Origin of the sequence: Lactiplantibacillus paraxiangfangensis (genome assembly GCF_036246185.1) — a bacterium.
Lineage (GTDB): Bacteria > Bacillota > Bacilli > Lactobacillales > Lactobacillaceae > Lactiplantibacillus > Lactiplantibacillus paraxiangfangensis.
The window spans coordinates 1-17,871 of record NZ_BTPW01000005.1 but is presented as its reverse complement, the minus strand read 5'-3'; the positions used below and the strand labels follow the sequence as shown (position 1 = coordinate 17,871).

17 protein-coding genes are annotated in these 17,871 nt (G+C 45.8%); 6 read left to right on the top strand and 11 right to left on the bottom strand.

Annotation, left to right across the window (positions count from 1 at the left end; genetic code table 11):
- Window positions 1-21: 21 nt before the first annotated feature.
- Complete coding sequence (locus AAA939_RS03400) at window positions 22-759, top strand: rhomboid family intramembrane serine protease (protein ID WP_338208956.1); 738 nt, start codon at window positions 22-24, stop codon at window positions 757-759.
- 93 nt (window positions 760-852) lie between these two features.
- On the opposite strand, the gene AAA939_RS03395 is transcribed toward AAA939_RS03400, so the two are convergent.
- From AAA939_RS03395 to AAA939_RS03350, 10 genes are all read right to left on the bottom strand, one after another.
- Window positions 853-1,404 (bottom strand): hypothetical protein, encoded by a 552-nt coding sequence (locus AAA939_RS03395; RefSeq protein WP_338230479.1) that lies wholly within the window; start codon window positions 1,402-1,404, stop codon window positions 853-855.
- A gap of 17 nt (window positions 1,405-1,421) precedes the next feature.
- A complete protein-coding gene (locus AAA939_RS03390) occupies window positions 1,422-2,408 on the bottom strand; it encodes a 3'-5' exoribonuclease YhaM family protein (RefSeq protein ID WP_338208953.1) in 987 nt (328 codons plus the stop codon).
- A 19-nt stretch (window positions 2,409-2,427) separates the two neighbouring features.
- Complete coding sequence (locus tag AAA939_RS03385) at window positions 2,428-4,917, bottom strand: ATP-binding protein (protein WP_338208952.1); 2,490 nt, start codon at window positions 4,915-4,917, stop codon at window positions 2,428-2,430.
- Window positions 4,907-6,121 carry a metallophosphoesterase family protein gene (locus AAA939_RS03380; protein WP_338208950.1) on the bottom strand — a complete coding sequence of 405 codons (1,215 nt, stop codon included), beginning with the start codon at window positions 6,119-6,121 and terminating at the stop codon, window positions 4,907-4,909. Before AAA939_RS03380 ends, AAA939_RS03385 begins: the two co-directional genes overlap by 11 nt.
- Before the next feature lie 219 nt (window positions 6,122-6,340).
- On the bottom strand, window positions 6,341-6,685 hold the full coding sequence (locus tag AAA939_RS03375; RefSeq protein WP_338208949.1) for a YlbF/YmcA family competence regulator: 345 nt from the start codon (window positions 6,683-6,685) through the stop codon (window positions 6,341-6,343).
- 71 nt (window positions 6,686-6,756) lie between these two features.
- Window positions 6,757-8,898 carry a transglycosylase domain-containing protein gene (locus tag AAA939_RS03370; protein WP_338208948.1) on the bottom strand — a complete coding sequence of 714 codons (2,142 nt, stop codon included), beginning with the start codon at window positions 8,896-8,898 and terminating at the stop codon, window positions 6,757-6,759.
- A gap of 506 nt (window positions 8,899-9,404) precedes the next feature.
- Window positions 9,405-9,710 carry a hypothetical protein gene (locus AAA939_RS03365; protein WP_338208945.1) on the bottom strand — a complete coding sequence of 102 codons (306 nt, stop codon included), beginning with the start codon at window positions 9,708-9,710 and terminating at the stop codon, window positions 9,405-9,407.
- Window positions 9,711-9,798: 88 nt separating this feature from the next.
- Window positions 9,799-10,266, bottom strand: a complete 468-nt coding sequence (argR, locus tag AAA939_RS03360; RefSeq protein ID WP_338208943.1) for an arginine repressor — start codon at window positions 10,264-10,266, stop codon at window positions 9,799-9,801.
- Between the two features lie 140 nt (window positions 10,267-10,406).
- Complete coding sequence (locus AAA939_RS03355) at window positions 10,407-11,531, bottom strand: aminotransferase (protein ID WP_338208941.1); 1,125 nt, start codon at window positions 11,529-11,531, stop codon at window positions 10,407-10,409.
- A gap of 67 nt (window positions 11,532-11,598) precedes the next feature.
- Window positions 11,599-12,207: a LysE/ArgO family amino acid transporter gene (locus tag AAA939_RS03350; RefSeq protein ID WP_338208939.1), complete on the bottom strand. Its 609-nt coding sequence runs from the start codon at window positions 12,205-12,207 to the stop codon at window positions 11,599-11,601.
- 149 nt (window positions 12,208-12,356) lie between these two features.
- Between AAA939_RS03350 and AAA939_RS03345 the strand changes: the two genes are divergently transcribed.
- From AAA939_RS03345 to AAA939_RS03325, 5 genes are all read left to right on the top strand, one after another.
- Complete coding sequence (locus AAA939_RS03345; protein WP_338230477.1) at window positions 12,357-13,808, top strand: aminotransferase-like domain-containing protein; 1,452 nt, start codon at window positions 12,357-12,359, stop codon at window positions 13,806-13,808.
- Window positions 13,809-14,076: 268 nt separating this feature from the next.
- Complete coding sequence (locus AAA939_RS03340; protein ID WP_338208935.1) at window positions 14,077-14,484, top strand: GtrA family protein; 408 nt, start codon at window positions 14,077-14,079, stop codon at window positions 14,482-14,484.
- 29 nt (window positions 14,485-14,513) lie between these two features.
- Window positions 14,514-15,458: a glycosyltransferase family 2 protein gene (locus AAA939_RS03335; RefSeq protein WP_338208932.1), complete on the top strand. Its 945-nt coding sequence runs from the start codon at window positions 14,514-14,516 to the stop codon at window positions 15,456-15,458.
- Window positions 15,459-15,549: 91 nt separating this feature from the next.
- A complete protein-coding gene (gene dltC / locus AAA939_RS03330) occupies window positions 15,550-15,792 on the top strand; it encodes a D-alanine--poly(phosphoribitol) ligase subunit DltC (RefSeq protein ID WP_338209152.1) in 243 nt (80 codons plus the stop codon).
- Between the two features lie 579 nt (window positions 15,793-16,371).
- Complete coding sequence (locus AAA939_RS03325) at window positions 16,372-17,412, top strand: Rrf2 family transcriptional regulator (RefSeq protein WP_125692098.1); 1,041 nt, start codon at window positions 16,372-16,374, stop codon at window positions 17,410-17,412.
- A 61-nt stretch (window positions 17,413-17,473) separates the two neighbouring features.
- Here the strand turns inward: AAA939_RS03325 and AAA939_RS15240 are convergent, their stop codons facing one another.
- Window positions 17,474-17,743, bottom strand: a complete 270-nt coding sequence (locus tag AAA939_RS15240) for a transposase (protein ID WP_420914921.1) — start codon at window positions 17,741-17,743, stop codon at window positions 17,474-17,476.
- Window positions 17,744-17,871 lie beyond the last annotated feature (128 nt).

The window sequence follows — 17,871 nt, the reverse complement described above, 5'->3', positions numbered from 1 at the left end:
GAAAGAAAGTAGGCATCTTTTTTGGCATTTCAATCAAATGACGGTCTCACCTGGCATCAACGTAAGGCCAACCTCAAACGGTGGTACCGGATTTATCTCGGTAGTCACGATTTTGCAATCATAACGACCCTCCTACTCGCCGTCAACATTGGCGTGTACCTGTTTGAAACTTTTTCGCAAATCCAATATGGTAATATTTTTAGCATTAATCCTCTAGTGCTCATCAAATACGGGGCATCGTACGTTCCGTTCATTAACGCCGGTGACTATTGGCGACTTTGGACCCCCATGTTTGTCCATGTCAGCCCGATTCACTTGGGCTTAAACATGGTCACCCTCTACTTAGTCGGACCGGTTGTTGAACAAAAAATCGGTTCGATTAGAATGGGCTGCGTTTACCTGCTCAGTGGTCTAGCTGGGAACTTTGTCAGCTTCCTATTTTCACAAAACACGGTAAGTGCGGGCGCTTCCACAAGTCTTTTTGGGCTAATCGCATACGCTGCTTTAATTACGCCAAGCGCCCGTCAGCGATTGGCTTCGATACTAATCGTCAACTTAGTCTTTAACTTGATCGATCCGAGCGTTAATATTTATGGTCATCTCGGTGGGCTAATCGGTGGCGTACTGTTGGCCGCGCTCTTCTTTGATATCGATGAAATCGACTTTGTACGGGTCCCATCGTGGCTACGCACAACCTTTGCCGTTGGTTTGACGCTAGTCCTTTTTACCTGGACCATCTTCAATGACTATTTGCCTTAATGGACCTAATAAGTGGGTGCCGATTTCAGTTTTCTCCTGAAATTAGCACCCACTTATTTATTTTCTAAAAGATTTATTTATACAACACGTTTATTACCGTGCACCAATCGTCTGACACCAAGCAACATAAGGCGTGCCACTCGTCATGGTCTCAAATTCTGGACCAGTCAACTGCGTCAAATCATGCCCGGCCAAGTTCAGTGGATCGACCAGCGTTAACTGATAAGCTTGCGTCCACGCTACTAATGCGGGTAAGCCATTTAACGCCGTGTTGAGTAACCGATACGTCACACTCGGCGTCACTAAATCAATCATCAGTGTATACCGCGCTTTAATTCGGCGAGCGGGTCCGATTTCATGAACCTTTGAGCGCATTAGGCCGACCTTGACCGTCGTAATGACGCTGGCTAAGGGGGCTAACGTCTGGAAGACTTGCCCACGTTCATCAGCGAGGCTCACCCGATTAGTCGTAATGGTCACCCGACCGTGCGCGGCCGCTCCCTCACTCAAAGCCTTCAATATGAACGGCGTCTGCTTACGGGCCGTAGAATACTTCTGACCGTTAATGACCAAGGTCATGTACGCTGGCCGCTGACTAATATGCGTTGCAATGTCAGTGACCGTCACGGGCATTAATTTAGGCATCCGCCCACCTCCGAACATTAATCTTGTCCGTCATGACCGTCTAAATCACCCTTCGTCTGATCATGCGTCGGCCGGTAGAAATTACGCCCGTCCATCGCGAAGATTCGCTCCGTATACGTCCCAGGTTCGGCATGCCCAATCGAAGTCTGCATCATTTGGATCGATGCATCCAACTCATCTAAGTCGTGTAAAATCTCCGCTTCCATAATGTGGGGACGTACCGGTGAACCGTATTCCAATAACCCGTGATGGGCCAAAATCATGTGCCGTAAAATTAATACGGGTTCAGATTGTTCATCAATTTTTAGTTGTTGGCAGGCTTCAACGATCTGTTCGTCGATCAAGACAATGTGGCCCACTAGATTTCCCGCCAACGTGTAAGTCGTTGAAACGGGCCCGGACATTTCAATGGTTTTTCCCATATCATGCAAAATAGCCCCGGCGTAAAGCAACGGCCGGTTGACGTGCGGATATTCATCCGCCACGGACTTGGCTAACCGCAAAATGGATAACGTATGGTACGCCAAGCCACCCGCAAACGCGTGGTGGTTTTTCTTCGCTGCCGGGTAACTAAAGAAGTCCGCGTGAAACTTGGTCAATAGGTGGCGCACAATCCGATTCCAATTAGGTTCCGTAATGGCAAACACAAATTGGTTGATTTCGTCTTCCATCGTCTGCGTATTCAGCGGTGCGTGTTCCACAAACTGCTGAACTTCTTGTGGTTCACCCGCGTGCGTTAGCCGCATTTGTTGAATCTTGATTTGGGGATTGCCTTGATAAGTTTCCCGTTTACCTTTTAAATGAATGATCCGGCCAGCTTGAAAGTTTTCAACGTCCTGATCACTCGCATCCCAGAACTTACCAGAAATTTCACCGGAAGTATCCTGAAAATTAATGGCCAGAAACTTTTTGCCATTCTTAGCGATTCGCACTTCAGAATCCTTCAACAGGAAGAAGCCTTCAACCGGTTCATCCAGCTGATAATCAAATAATTTTTTTACCATATTAAGTCCCCCGTTCAGGTTAAGTTAATTCAAGAACAGCTTCCGCCGCTAACTGGGTCTTTGCGGCCGTCTCATTAGTGAAATAAATCAACTGATGTTGTTGCCCAACCGTTCTTAGCAACTCCCACGCAGCTGTCCGTCGCTGGTCATCAAAGTTGACCAGCCCATCATCAATCATCAACGGTAGCCGGGCCTGCTCACCTAAATGAACAATCAGCGCCAAGCGCAGTGCCAGGTAGAGTTGTTCCTTAGTCGCAGTGGATAAAAATGCAACCTCAAAACGGGCTCCTGCGGTGGTCGTAACCATCAATTGATTACCGTCTAAATTAATTTTATTATACCGCTTACCAGTCAAACGCGCGAAGTTCGTCGTTGCTAACGATAACACTGCCGGTAACTGCTGATTAGTCAATGTTTGCAGTGCTTGTTCGATCCAGTTTGCCCCTAATTGCCGCGTCACCCATTGGCGGGCTAACACGGTAATTTCAGTCTGTAAGTTAGCCTGTTGTTGCCGTAATGTGGCGTAACGCCCGTCTTCCGTCAACCGTTTTAATTGCGTCTGTGCGGTGACTAAGCCGCTTGTTTGCTGTGTCAATTGAGCTTGCGTGGTTCCTAACTGCTGGCGAACAGTGCCAATCTCAGTTTGCAACGCCGTCACGTCCGCAAAGCCTTGTAACGCCGTCTGTTCTGACTGTGGTAATTGCCGTTCTAACTGCGCAATCGTGGCCGTTGTCGCCGTCTGAACGGCCTGGCTCTCAATGGCTGCGGCTAAATCGTCCGCATTCGCCAAACCATTTTCTTCCGCAAGCTGTTGAAGCTGATTAGCGACCTCCCGCACCCGCTCAGTCAACTGCTGGACCTGACGTTGGGTGAACGCAAAGTCCGGACCAGCCATACTTTGCTTCTGTAGTAATTGGTGCACTTGCTCGTAAAATTGCTGGACACGCTTAACGCTTAACGGCAACTGATCCGGCGCCACTGGAATCCAGCCAGCCGCAAACTGATAGTCCTGCAGTGATTGCCAAACCCGGCTCGCTTGGGTGGCCGCATGTTGCTCGGCGGACGTGACCGCCGCCTGTGCCCGCTGCAGTTCGGCAATTTGATCTAGTTGTTGCCGCGCTTCTTCTACGGACAACTGCGGCGATAATCCGGCAGCCGTTAACTGTGCGCCTAAATCCGGTTGTTCTGAACTCACCGGGGCTGGTTTATTCATTTCGTCATAGCCAAACCAGCCTAACAGGCCAAATCCAGCCAACGCAAGTACCCATTTAAAGGCACCGAGCGGTAAAAAGATCCCAGCAACCACGCCGATGCCCCCCGCAACTAGTCGCCAATCAAGCTGCCGTTGTTGCTGATGCTGCTGACGCGAAACTGGTTGCCAATTCGTCACCGTTTGTTTCAACGTCTTTAAGGCATCTTTTTTCGTGGGTGACAAGCACGCCATCAATTCTGGGTGAGTTTGTGATTGCGTCTCATACGTTGTCTTAGCCTGATCCACCTGCGCTGTCAAAGCTTGGTACTGACCGAATGCTTGTTGCAGCGTCGGAAGCTGACCTTCCAACGTTTCAAATTCTGTCTGATGCTTCACGTAAAATCCAAGTAACCCTTGGGACTGCTCGTCGACCGGTTGCTCGCTCAACTGTCGCCGTGCACCGGCCAAACTGTGCTGCAACTCCGTTTGTTCCTGTAATAATTGCTGCGCACGTTTAATTCCTGCCGGGGTCAACGTTTGACCATCCTGAGAAACCTGCGCACGCAATTGCTGTAACTGCTGATACACCGGCCATTGATTGCGCAATTCCGCTAACCGTTGCTGTTGCGTGTTTAACTCGTTTAACGTCCGCTCGCTTGCGGCTTGCGCCGTCTGCAAGCTTTGAATCTGGGCCTGTAGTTCCTGATAAGCCGGGTAGTTCTGCTTGGCAGCCTGGACCTGGATTTGAAGGTCGTGGTAGCGATGTAGCGCCTGGTTAAGCTCTGGTTTCCGTCCCCGGGGCTTATAGAGTTCATCCGCGTGATCGCGCAACGACTGTGCCGTCGCCCGCCACGGCGCACTTCCAACTAAACCGACCTGCTGCAACTGCGTATTCAAATCACTTGCTTGTAATGTTTTAATGGCTGTTAGCTCCGCCTGATTAAACGTAAATAATTGCTTATACTGCTCTTCATCATAGGGCGTTAGCCAATGATCCAATAGCGATAATGGTTGGGGCGCTTGCGTGGCTAAATTAATTAAGATAGCCGTTTGATCACCCAGCCGGGTCAACCGGTAAGTCACGTCGTCCACGACTAAGTCCAGCGACCCACCGTACTGGCTAGTTGCTTGGGGTTCGTAGCGTTCCACTGGGTAGCGTCGAGATGGGAAACCAAACAGCATCCCTAAAATAAAGGCGCGTAAGGTTGATTTACCCGACTCATTTTGCCCGTAAACCACTTGCAACCCGTCTGAAAAATCAAAACTTTGCTGGTGAAATTTACCGAATCCGGCAATTTCAACGTGCTTAATCCACATCGTCCGTCCCCCCCGTCGTCACGTGATATTGATCCGTCAGCAGTCGCATCACCTGTGCTTGCCACTGAGCTGGCGTCATCGTTTCTAACAACGCCGTATTTAAAAAGTCTTCAGTTAATAAATTAGCCGCTAAATCAGCAATCGCATCCGCCGTCACAACTTGCTGCCCGGCGGATTGCCACGTCGCTTGGTTGACGCCAAAGGACGTGGCTTCAGCTGAATTGGCCGCTTGTTCGATTTGAACGGGCCACCAATGGTCAGTTGCCCGTTCCCGCAATTGTGCCAAGAGCGCACCCTGATTAAGTGCCAGTTGTACGTTAGCATCCAGCTGGACCGCGGTTGGTAACGTTAAGCTGACCAATTGCAGACCGTCGTGACACTCCTGATTGAGTTGATCACTTAAAATGTTCAACAAGTCGGTTCGATTATAAGTTCCCGCCAAATTCGCGGTTACATCCGTCCAAATAATGTCCGTTAGCGGTTTAAAGGTCGATTGCAAGGTATGATCTGGTTGACTCGTAACGATTAGACAGCCCTTAGGACCAGTTTCACCACGGTGGCGACCCTGAATATTACCCGCGTAAACGACGGGTGGCTGGGCATTTAATACTTGGCGTTGATGAATGTGACCTAGCGCCCAATAATCATCGTGTTTGGCTAACAACTCCCCCACGTTGAACGGGGCGTAGTGGTCCCCCGCCTGACCAACTTGCCCGTGAAGCGTGCCAATCTGATAATCGACCGCACTCGTCTTCAACGGGTATTGGCTGGTCAAATCATCTTGAATCCAGCGTTGACTGTAGCTAAAGCCACTGATAGCAACCTTTTCCTGTGCCTTAGTTGTCAGTGTGACCGTCGTAACTTGGGGGCCAAAAACGTGCACGTTACTTGGAAAATGCCAAGTTGTTAAGTCAGACTGAAAATCGTGGTTCCCAAATGACAGGAGTACCGGAATTTGAACCCGGTGGAGCCGTTCTAATTCATTCATCAAAGCGGCCTGCGCTTGCACACTCTGTGCTTGCGAATCAAACAAGTCTCCCACGAGCAAGACAAAGTCGACCTGTTCGTCTAACGCTAAATCAACCAGGCGATGCAACGCCATCAACGGGGCTTGAATCAAGCGCTGCTGCAGCGCATTTGGCAAGTCACTCAGCCCTAAAAAAGGCGTATCTAAATGTAAATCCGCAGCGTGTAAGAATTTCATTTTTTCCTCCATCAAAAAAAGTCTGGGGTAAAACTCAAAAACCGTTCAAAAATATTAAATATTTCTGAACGGTTTTTCTATTACTATGGTCGAAACGTGCAACAAAAGGCAGCTTGCTCCGCTTAACCCGAAATCAGCGACCATTCCAAACCCAGGAATAATCGCTGATTTCACGTTAATGCTCACAAACTAACCGCCTTTTGTCCCACTCTTTACAAATTAGTCGTTGTAAAGTTCTTGAACCGGTTTCGTAATGATCTGATTCAAATCATTCATCAGCTGGTTTAAGTTGCGTTCTTTCCCCATTAGGGCTTTGATTTCATCGACATTGCCAACTTTATCCGCAAGATCATGTGCTTTTTGAACTTCTTCATCTGAAAGCTCTTCGCCATTCATTTGCTTTTGTGAAAGTTGCATTTGAATTTCCTGAAAATCTTTGAAGAGGTCAAACGCACTCTGATTTGCTTTCATTGTTTCATAAGCAGTCTGCAATTCTTTGTATTCTTTGGTTTGACGTAAATCTTGTTCCAATTGGTTCGCAGTATCATAAATATTAACGGCCATCGTTAGTTCCTCCTCGAAGTATGTGTCGTAATTATTTTAGCATTTTTGTTAATTTTTTAATAGCGTTAGCCTTAGTTTCCAATTAACTTTTTAGCCTGTGAGAACCAGCTCTTGGCAGTGTCTTTTACGGCCTTACCAACGTCACCAGCACCCTTTTCGACACTATTCCAAACAGAACTGCCACTATCAGAATCATTATTATTGTTATTTGCAGCTTCGTTTGCCAAAGTAGCGGCATCCTGCGTGTCGAAACTCGTGTTCTTCGTATTCGGCAAAATATTTTGTAATTCATTTTTAAAGAGCGAAGAAAGTTGATTTTCCGACAAACTCTTCAGGTAGTGCGTACTATTCGTACTATCAAACCCAATCCAAGTTGTCACCACGATGTCCGGCGTATAAGCAATCATCCACTGGTCCTTGGTTCCCGAACCAGTACTATAATCGGCCTGCGTACTCCCAGTCTTACCGGCAACTTTATACCCATAAGGTTTTGCCGCGGCCCCGGTCCCACTATTATAGGTTCCAAGCATCATACTGGTCATTTCCTTCGCAGTGCTACTGGACATGAGCTTTTTGTTCTTAGTCTTCGTATTATCAACGATCACGTTGCCACTCGCATCCACGATTTTTGTAATAAAGTGTGCCGTGGTCTTCTTCCCACCATTGGCAAAGGCGGTGTACGCACTCGTCATCTGTGTCGGTGACACCCCGGAAGTTAACCCACCAAGGGCTAACGCCAAGTTATCATCCGATTTAGTGACTGGCAACCCAAACTTCTTAACTGATTTATACCCCTTATTGACGCCGACCTTATTTAACAACCATACAGCCGGAATATTCATACTTTGCGATAGCGCCGTATACATTGGCACTGACGAGGAATAAACGTTGTCGTAGTTTTTAGGCGCATACTTATTCGCGCCAAAAGTCTGCTTCTTGTTAGACAAGTTTGAATCGTAGGTATACCCATTTTCCAATGCGGGTGTGTAGACCGCAAGCGGCTTGATTGTTGATCCCGGTTGCCGTTTAATTTGGGTCGCGCGGTTAAAGCCCCGAAAGACGTGCTTACCACGACCACCAACAACGGCCAAGACACCACCAGTCGACGGATCAACCGCAACCGACGCACCCTGAACCTTAGTCCCGTCATCCGCATTCGCTGGGAACAAGTTCGGGTTCTTAAATGAGTTCTGCATCTGGGTCTGATCATCCTGATTAAGCGACGTATAAATCTTATAGCCCCGATTCATGATGTCAGATTCCGTCAGGTCGTACTTGTTAATCGCTTCATCGATAACCGCATCAAAGTAGTACGGATAGTTATACCGACTTTCATAATGATAGTTGTCATTCAACGTCATCGCTTTTTTGGTGTACATCTCGTACTCGCTTTGCGATAACTTTTTATTGGCAACCATATTATTTAAAACGACGTTTCTGCGGGCAGTTGACGCCTTGGGGTGGTTGATTGGATCATAACCACTCGGCGAACTCAGCATCCCGGCCAACGTTGCGGCCTGGTCAACGCTCAGTTCCGAGGCGTGCACCCCGAAATACCGTTCGGAGGCGTCTTCAGCGCCCCAAACACCGTGGCCAAAGTAAGCATTGTTCAAATACATTGCTAAAATCTGTTGCTTAGAATAAACGTTCTCCGTTTCAATCGATAAGAAGATTTCACGTAGCTTACGAGAAAAGGTCTGCTGCTGGGTCAAATAGGCATTTTTAACCAGTTGTTGCGTTAACGTACTCCCACCACCACTGATGTAGTCGCGGCCAAGTAATTTATTGACCACGAGTAACATTGCCGCACGACCAATCCCTTTAATGGAAAAACCATGTTCCTTGTAAAAGTTACGATCTTCAGTTGAAATCACCGCATTTTGCAAGTTCTTTGAGATACTACTCAAATGGACGTAAGTGCCCTTTTGCGAGTAAAGCGTTCCTGCTTTCTTGCTGTCGCTATCATAGATTGTCGTGACTTTTTCAAGTTCGGCCTGTAAATGACTGATCTTAGACGTTTTGGCCTCAAAAGTTAAGTAGGCACTCCCAATCAAGATCACCGTTAAAATGAGCACGATCAGCCAGCGTGTTAATTGTCGCCGGTGCCATTGATAACCAACCACGGCAGCTAAACGCTGCCAGTATGGTTGCAACCAATGACCAATGACTCGCAAGCCATCTTTGACCGTGGCCCAAAAACCATTTTTTTGCATAATCTTCCCCTTGTTCAGCCAGTGTTGTTACTGGTCATTTAGCCAGTTCGCACCGCCATTAACTGGCAGTGCCAACACCCGCGTTACTTGTTAGCTTTGATAATTGTATCATAAATCCCCATTTACTAACTTCTGGGGATGAACCTTGAAGAAATCTTCAAAAATACGTTGCTGACACAATCATTAACTAACGTGCCTTAGTCACAGCGAGCCCATAACCGCGACAAAAAAAGCCCAAGACTGGGTCGCCTTGTGCTTTATTTACGACGGACACCCCGCCGATTGGCATTCAATTCATTTTGCTGCTGCTTGAATTTTTCAAAAGTGGCATCCCGTTTTTTTTGATTGGTTCGGGATGTCCGTTTTTTTGTATACTTCACTAAATGACATCTCACTCTCTATTAGTTGTCTAAGTAAAATAATACCGTGACAACGCTAACTTTGCAAAAAATCTAGCTTATACCCAATTCCACTTTACAGATACGCTTGATAACTATCTGGTTGAGTTAGCTATTTAAGACATCCGGGAAACGTCCCTCTGCTCGGGCTGCACTTTTTAGTTGATCAACAAATGCTGCTGCATTTTCTATATCAGGTTTAATTGTCAATACTTGACTCGTGCATTCTTGTCTTGTTAGTCCCTGTTTTTTTACTTGTTTCTCCGCAACAAAATCCATTAATTCATGGGCTTGTTTAGAAGAAAAATTAAAATTTAATAGCACTAAATCAATACACTCTAAATCAGCCTTTTCTGCCAACAGATTGAGTACGTTTAGCGTCATTTCATTCCGATCAAAAATGTCAATATCCATAGCGTTTTCCTTCTATACTAACCATTGTGCAGCTTTTACGACCCATCTAATTTTGCAAAAAAATCGTCGGCAAGCCGACGATTCGTTGCTATAATTCATCCTCATTGGCCACGTGACTAATTATTAACGCGTGTAATTCTTTGGCGACCTCAACACTCGGACTGACCACAAAAATCGTATCATGTCCGGCCAGTGTGCCGCTAACTTCGGGCATTTTCAAATCATCGATAATTGCCGCCAACAAGTTCCCATTGCTAGGCAACGTGTGAATGATATTCATAAATTCAACCCGGTCGACCCCCGTTACCACGTCGTGCAAACTCTCAAACAGCCGATCCTGTTCGTTCTTACCACTCGCTTTAAAAATTGAGTAGCGGGCCTGCCCGTGTTCGTCCGGTGTCTTGACGATCTGCATTTCACGGATGTCCCGCGAAATCGTCGCTTGCGTTGCAGCAATTCCCTCCGCCTTTAATTTGGCCATCAGTTCTTCTTGAGTCGCAATCGGATACTGATTGATCAATTGCTCAATTGCCGCTTGGCGATCAGTTTTTTTCATGTGCGGGACCTCCCCTTCATAATTATGAATACATTATAACAAATATTCATGCGGCTAACTACGCTAGACACCGCAAAAAAAGCATAATTTCCCAGTTTGTCAGGAAGTTATGCTAATAAAGAAGATGAATAAAAATTAAGTTAATCTCGGTCAAACTGTTTTAAATAATCACCCAGTAACCGCAGACCTCGTTTTAAAGTCGTTGTATCCGTACAATAACCGAGACGGGCGTGTCCTGGAATCGCAAACCGTGATCCGGGCACTAGTAAGACCCCGGTATCACGCAATAAATTCAGACAGAATTGCTCGTCAGTTAACGGCACGTCGAGCTTGATACACGATACCGAAATACCGTGCGGTGCAATCAAACTGACCCGTGGCTGGGTCGCAACCCAATCCGTCAACAACTTCAAATTACGACTAACAATCTGGCGATTACGTGCTAATATTTCCGTGCGGTGTTGCAAAATCAAGACCGCGAGTTGGTCGTTAAAAACCCCACCGGAGATCATCGTATAGTCCCGGTACTTCCGAAATAGATCAGCAATCTTTTCATCAGGCGTCGCCGTCCAACCAATCCGTAAGCCCGGTGCCGAGTACGTTTTTGACAAACTATTGATGGCGATGCCCCGGTCGTACACGTCAGCGATTGACGTAAACGGTGTCCCATCCAAGGGTTCATAAACTTCGTCTGCTAAGACGTACGCCCCAACCGACTGTGCTACGGCCACGACTGCTTCTAGCATCGCGCGGTCAAGGAGCCCGCCAGTCGGGTTCATCGCATTGTTTAACAAAATCATCTTGGTGTTTGGCCGAATCAACGACTTTAATTCATCGATATCCGGCATCCAATTGTGAGTTTCACGAATGTGCCAATAATCAACCGTCGCCCCTAACGACTTCGGAATATCGTATAACTGCTGATAAGTCGGGTATAGGGCAATGACGTGGTCTCCCGGTTCAATCAAACTGTAAATTGCCAATTGATTGGCACCGGTCGCGCCGTTCGTTTGAAGGACGTTTTCCGCTGGAACCTGGTCATACAGTCCGCTGACTAGCTGCTTAAACTCAGGCGAACCTTCGATCCAACCGTAATCTAAACGCATTTGGTTGAGTTGTTGATAAAACTGCTGACCGTCTTGTCCATCTAACGCGGTCACTTCCGCCATGGTCAGTGCTGAAACTGAGCTTTGACTAATATCCGTCGTGGCTTCGCGCTCATGCTCGTTGAGCCAAGCTTCAACCCCAAATCCGGCAATTTGCATATGCTATCGTTCCTTCCATAAAAAAGTCCAATAGCTCAAGCATACCGATTGCTTTCACAGACTGCAACTAAATTTTAGTCACAAAGGTCGCTAATAATTTTACACCGTATAAAATAATCACTGCGCCACAAACCCGATTGATCCACAGTAGGACCCGTGGTTGCATCAAGTGCTTGAACTTACTAATTAGACTGGTGAGCCCAATGAACCAGACCACCGAGGCAATCAAAACACCGATAATGAACCAATGGGCCAGTTCCATTGGAATTGAAACCCGAAAGGCCGCTAACAAAACGGACCCATCAATAATCGCTTGCGGGTTCAACCACGCCACTGAAAAGGCCGTGATGATTGCCGTCTTATACGAAAAATCCGCATTCATCGTCCCCATGGCTTCTTCCTTAGCCCGCAACAGACCCCAGCCAATGTAAAAGACCAGTAAACTGCCGACTAAAAGTACGGCCATTTCCAACCACGGGGTGGCCTGTAGCAATTTACCAATGCCGTAAAAACAGGCCAATGATAGTGACGCGTCAAACGCAATCACGATCAACGCCACCCGCAACGCCCGCTGTAAGGGTTGTTCAATTGCCGTTGAAACCACGAATAGATTCTGCATGCCGATTGGTGCGATGTAGACCACACCGAATAATAAACCTTGTAAGAAAACTTGCATTCCTTTTACCTCCGTACCAACCAGTTAAACATTTAGAAATCCCCAATTGCTTAACTAGCTTTTAATTCAGAGATGATTATAATAGAGATAATTAATTTTGTAGCCAACCAATTCACCACTTTTTACCCAACCACTCAGGAGGCTTTGCGATGCAAACGCTTAAAATCAACTGGCAACCCGATAAGGCCGCCGCAACTCCCATTTATCAGCAAATCACGAATTATTTCCAACGCCAAATTACCCGCGGCGACTGGCCGGTCGGCGCCAAGCTACCTTCTCAACGGCACTTGGCTGAAGCCTTCGCCGTCAACCGGAGTACGTTAATTACCGCCCTCGACGAATTGATCGCCGTTGGCCTGATTACTAGTAATCCCGGTTCTGGCATGGTCGTTTCTGGGAACCACTGGTCAAGCTTACTAGCTGAACACGTCAATTGGTCGCAATACGTCAAAGCGGGGCAATTTAAGCCCAACTCCCACGTATTACAAAAGATCAATCAGTTTGAAACTGACGCCGTCATTCGGCTGAGCACCGGCGAACCAGCACCCGAACAATTTCCCCAGGCACTGTTTCAAAAAGCCTTCGATCACCTTGGCCACAACCTGACCAGTCTGAACTATACCGAGCCTGCCGGAATTTTGGCTTTGCGGAAACAAATCGCACGTCACTTACTCAAGGTCGGAATTCACACGCAACCGGAAAACATCCTAATTACCTCTGGTTCACTGCAGGCGCTCCAACTCGTCTCGATGTCGCTATTTCCAACTAACGCGACCATCTATACTGAGGCACCGACCTACGTCAAATCGTTACACGTTTTCCAGTCAGCGCAAACCCACTTAGCCGGCATCCCCATGGATAGTCAGGGGCTGGCCTATTGGCAAATGACGCCACCAGCGAAAGACGAGCACGCCATCATTTATTCGATTCCAACGTTTAATAACCCAACCGGGATCGTGATGAGCGCAGAACGGCGGCAACAAACACTCCAGTACGCTCAGGAACACCGCCTCCCCATCTTGGAAGACGCGGCTTATCAAGACGTCTGGTTCAATCAGCAGCCACCCCAGCCTTTAAAGGCGTTGGACACTACGGGCAACGTCATCTACTTTGGCAGTATTTCAAAGTCCTTGGCACCCGGGTTGCGCATCGGGTGGACGGTTGCCGCGAAACCCGTTATTGACCGGTTGACCGACGTGCGAATGCAAACCGATTACGGCGCCAGTTCGCTGTCCCAACTCGTCCTCGCTGAAATTCTGGCCGACCCCGAGTACGACACTTACCAGAAACACTTCCGAACGATCCTCGCGCAGAAAGCTGCGGCCGCACAAGCCATCTTGCACCAGTATTGGGACGATTTTGCCACTTGGCAGGCGCCAACCGGTGGCTTCTATTTATGGGTGCGCTTAGACGATGCCATCAACATCCCCAAATTGTTTGACCTAGCGACCGCGCAAAACGTCCTGTTTAATCCGGGCAGCATTTACGACTTTCAGCCGAACCAGTATATTCGGCTGAGCTTTTCCTACGAATCTTCAGCGCGGTTTGAACAGGGCATTCAAATTTTAACCAAACTGATTCATGAGCACTTCAACGTTTAGTTTCTAGCACCCAATTTAAGTTTTCATTCAAAAAGACGTCTGAAATTATATTTTGGACGTTTTTTTCTGTGTTTAAGTCAATTCTCCGTTTTAGTTTCGATTCCAAACAATCGAGTTTACTGGGCTTTCGACATTACTAGCTTTAAGCTTAGCAAGCATCAAATAATTTATGAGAATTTATCATTTTTTATTCAGTCACCATAGGGGGAAGTTGTTCCCATTAACTTCTATACTCGGTTCAAAGTCAGTCACATAAGGAGCGTGCGACATGTTTCAACACATTTATAGCCAGTATAAAAACGTGGTCACTTACCTCATCTTTGGTGGCCTGACAACCGCGATGAACTTCATTTTGTTTGGCATTCTGACCCTTCCCGCCATTAATTGCCCCTACTTAATCAGCAATGCACTTGCATGGTTCGGTTCCATCCTATTCGCCTACACTACTAACCGTCGCTGGGTCTTTGACAGCCAGGCCAATACGTTGCAGACACGTCTCCGCGAGATTGTTAGTTTCTTCGGATACCGCATGCTGAGTCTGGGCGTCGATGAGCTCATTATGTTTATTGGAGTTAGCTTATTAGCCGGCAACAGCTTGCTTGTTAAATTGATTGATCAAATCATTATCGTTTTGATTAATTGGGTCTTCAGCAAATATCTGATTTTCAAAAATTAACGTCGTTATAAAAGGAAGGTCTGTTAACTTTGAAGAAAATTTCAATTGTCGTGCCGTGTTACAACGAGGAAGCCACCGTTCAGCGGTTTTACGACGCCGTTCAAACCGTCTACCGTGAGAAAATTGCCCCAATCTGGCCGGCCTACCAGTTGGAATACTGGTTCATCGATGACGGTTCAACGGACCGAACATTAATCCTTCTGGACCTGATCCAACAGCTTGATGCCGACCACGTTCACTTTCTCTCATTCTCGCGTAACTTTGGCAAGGAAGCCGCACTCTACGCCGGTCTACAGCATGCCACCGGTGACCTAGTCGTCGTGATGGACGTGGACTTACAGGACCCACCGGCTTTATTGCCCCAAATGATGTCCGGTATTCTTGAGGAACACTATGACGTGGTTGGCACGAAACGCGTCAATCGTAAGGGCGAACCAGTCATCCGTTCGGTTGCTGCCAACGCCTTCTACAAACTGATTAACCATATTTCAAAAACTAAGATCGAGCCCAGCGCCCGTGATTATCGCATGATGACCCGCCAGGTAACTGATGCCGTCTTAGCTTTGCCTGAATATAACCGGTTTTCCAAGGGGATGTTTGCCTGGGTTGGTTTCAAAACAAAATCCCTCGGCTTCTACAATCATGACCGGGTTGCTGGCACCACCCACTGGTCTTTTTGGGACTTAGTTAACTATTCACTGGATGGCATCATCAACTTTTCCGATAAACCCTTAGCCATCGCGTCATTTTTAGGGCTAGTGACTTTTTTTCTCGCCTTAATTGCAGCTATTTTCATCGTCGTGCGCGCCCTACTATTCGGCGACCCCACTGGCGGTTGGCCGTCCATGGTGACGATTATCCTGATGCTAGGTGGTCTTCAGCTGTTTTGCCTTGGCATCGTTGGTAAATATATCGGCAAAATCTACTTGGAAGCAAAACACCGACCAATCTACGTTAGCAAGGTTGAACGTTAAAACTTACTTAAAAAAGCGTCAGAAAGTTTCAGTTCGTCTAAACTATGCTAAGCTATAAAGGATTAAAATCTATTAAACGATAAGGGGAATTATTATTATGGATGATACAAAAGCAACAGTTTTATCAATTTTACAAGACTTAACGGGGGAAGACGTTTCCGGTAACATGGACACCAACCTTTTTGATGAAGGTATTTTGGACTCCATGGGTTCCGTTCAACTCTTACTTGAATTACAAAACCAATTAGGGATTGAAGTGCCAGTTTCTGAATTCGAACGTTCAGAATGGGACACACCTGCTAAAATCGTTGGTAAAGTCGAAAGCATGGCTTAATCAGTAATTAAGAAGGGCCTGGGACAAAAATCGTCTCAGGCCCTTCTTGTGCTCCGATTATACATGGTCAAAAGGCAGTCAACTCCACTTAACATCGATTAACTACCTTTCGTCGAACGTATTCTAAGCTGGTTGGCCTACCCTATATGATACCCATACCCCATAGTATTACTATTCAGCTTTTTTAGGGCGTCAGAAATGTCAGGATACAGCACTCACATATGGTGTCTGATTTGTCCGATTAATTCCATCATTTACCATCATGCCATTACATTAATACGTTGATATACCAATATTATACGGTACATACAAGTATAAAAGAGTGCATATATTATTTTGGACACGTTCAATTAAGTTAATTCTCAAAAAAGATAAGCTTTTTATTAGGCCGTGGCAAGTAGCTTTCTGCACCCTAAATAGAAAAGGATGCACCACTGATATCCGGAAAAATGTCATGTTTTGTTAAGTAGTTCTACCTATAAACTAAAAAATGATTAGATGTATTTATTGACATTACATCTAATAAGAAGTACAGTGTTACATGTAATAACAATAAATACATGAAGGCAAGGTGGACTTATGCGCTTAAATACGCGACTTAGTGATGCAATCCACACTTTATCATTGCTGTACGTTAGAAATAACGAGAATTTAAGTAGTACACAAATCGCTCAAAGCGTAAACACCAATCCTGTTTTGATTCGTCAACTAGTTGGAGATTTAAAAAGTGCTGGGCTAGTAAATTCACAGCGCGGCGTATCAAAAATCACTTTATCAAAAGATCCACATGATATCTCACTACTAGACATTTATCTTGCTGTTGATGGTCATCAAATATTGAATGTTGATACCAATACCAATCTAAATTGCATTATTGGCGGCAATATTCAGAGCATCTTAGGTGATTACTATCAGAATCTTACTGATGGTGTCAAACAGCAACTTAGTGAAACGACTCTTGCAGATATGATTGACCAAATTCTTAACCAAGCAGAATCCCAGAAAGGACTTATTATGAATAAAATTAAATTAGCACTCGCTGAACTAGAAAAAGACAATACTAAAGTCGAAGTAATCCGCACTTTGAATGATAATAACTGGTTAGCTCTCCATACTTTAACAACTGTAGGAAGTAACAAGACTGTTACCTTTGATGCTTTTGAATTTGAGGGTGATACCATCAAGCAACATTTACACACAGAAACGCCTTATTTAGAAACACCCACTCCATCAGGTCACACTCAATTAGACGGTCCAACGCATGTTGACGCAAATTTTAATGCTAACGAAACCGGAAAACTAGTTGAGGAAACCATTAACGCAACATTGATGGGCGGCCCTCATTTAGAACATGCTACTGACTATATGAATACCGATTACATTCAGCATCATGTTGGTGTTCCTGATGGATTAGACACTGTCATGAAAGGTGTTCAGATGTTAAAAGCAGCGGGCAAAGAGTCTATCTATACTAAGATCAACCACGTTATTGCTGATGGCAACTTTGCTTTAACTATTTCTGATGGTCATGCTGAGGGTATTGAAAAAACTTACTATGACTTATTCCGAGTAGAAAACAATCGTATCGCTGAACATTGGGATATTGTTAATCCACGCTAATGACAACCAATCAATTTTTAGATAAACTAACTTCTTTCAATATTCACTATCGAATACTAGATCATCCACTTTTCTTTGGCCTTAGATCCGGTGGCTTAACGATTTTAGATAATTTTGATAGCTTTTCAGCCATTAAAACTATTCCCATCTCGTTGCTGGTGGCTGTTAGACCACATACCGAAAAGCGCTTGAACTTCAAGTGAGTCTTTAAATCAGCAAAAATTGGTTCAATTTCAATTTTGTGTTGGGCATACAAATCATGGCCGGTTTTACTGGTCAGTTGTTCTTTAGCTTTATTCTTAAAGTATAGCCAATTGTAATTGACACTTATTTGCTATAGTCCCCTTAAGGTTGACAGATGAAAAACAATAATTCATCTATCAATGCTTAAGGGGATTTTATTATGCCTAGAACTAGATTTACACCTGAAGAAAAGTTAGCAATTATCATAGGTTTATC

Excerpts from the sequence above, each read along its gene's own strand:
- AAA939_RS03395 (WP_338230479.1), bottom strand. The coding sequence starts at position 1,404 with ATGCCTAAATTAATGCCCGTGACGGTCACTGACATTGCAACGCATATT.
- AAA939_RS03390 (WP_338208953.1), bottom strand. The coding sequence starts at position 2,408 with ATGGTAAAAAAATTATTTGATTATCAGCTGGATGAACCGGTTGAAGGC.
- AAA939_RS03385 (WP_338208952.1), bottom strand. The coding sequence starts at position 4,917 with ATGTGGATTAAGCACGTTGAAATTGCCGGATTCGGTAAATTTCACCAG.
- AAA939_RS03380 (WP_338208950.1), bottom strand. The coding sequence starts at position 6,121 with ATGAAATTCTTACACGCTGCGGATTTACATTTAGATACGCCTTTTTTA.
- AAA939_RS03375 (WP_338208949.1), bottom strand. The coding sequence starts at position 6,685 with ATGGCCGTTAATATTTATGATACTGCGAACCAATTGGAACAAGATTTA.
- AAA939_RS03370 (WP_338208948.1), bottom strand. The coding sequence starts at position 8,898 with ATGCAAAAAAATGGTTTTTGGGCCACGGTCAAAGATGGCTTGCGAGTC.
- AAA939_RS03365 (WP_338208945.1), bottom strand. The coding sequence starts at position 9,710 with ATGGATATTGACATTTTTGATCGGAATGAAATGACGCTAAACGTACTC.
- argR (WP_338208943.1), bottom strand. The coding sequence starts at position 10,266 with ATGAAAAAAACTGATCGCCAAGCGGCAATTGAGCAATTGATCAATCAG.
- AAA939_RS03355 (WP_338208941.1), bottom strand. The coding sequence starts at position 11,531 with ATGCAAATTGCCGGATTTGGGGTTGAAGCTTGGCTCAACGAGCATGAG.
- AAA939_RS03350 (WP_338208939.1), bottom strand. The coding sequence starts at position 12,207 with ATGCAAGTTTTCTTACAAGGTTTATTATTCGGTGTGGTCTACATCGCA.
- AAA939_RS03345 (WP_338230477.1), top strand. The coding sequence starts at position 12,357 with ATGCAAACGCTTAAAATCAACTGGCAACCCGATAAGGCCGCCGCAACT.
- AAA939_RS03340 (WP_338208935.1), top strand. The coding sequence starts at position 14,077 with ATGTTTCAACACATTTATAGCCAGTATAAAAACGTGGTCACTTACCTC.
- AAA939_RS03325 (WP_125692098.1), top strand. The coding sequence starts at position 16,372 with ATGCGCTTAAATACGCGACTTAGTGATGCAATCCACACTTTATCATTG.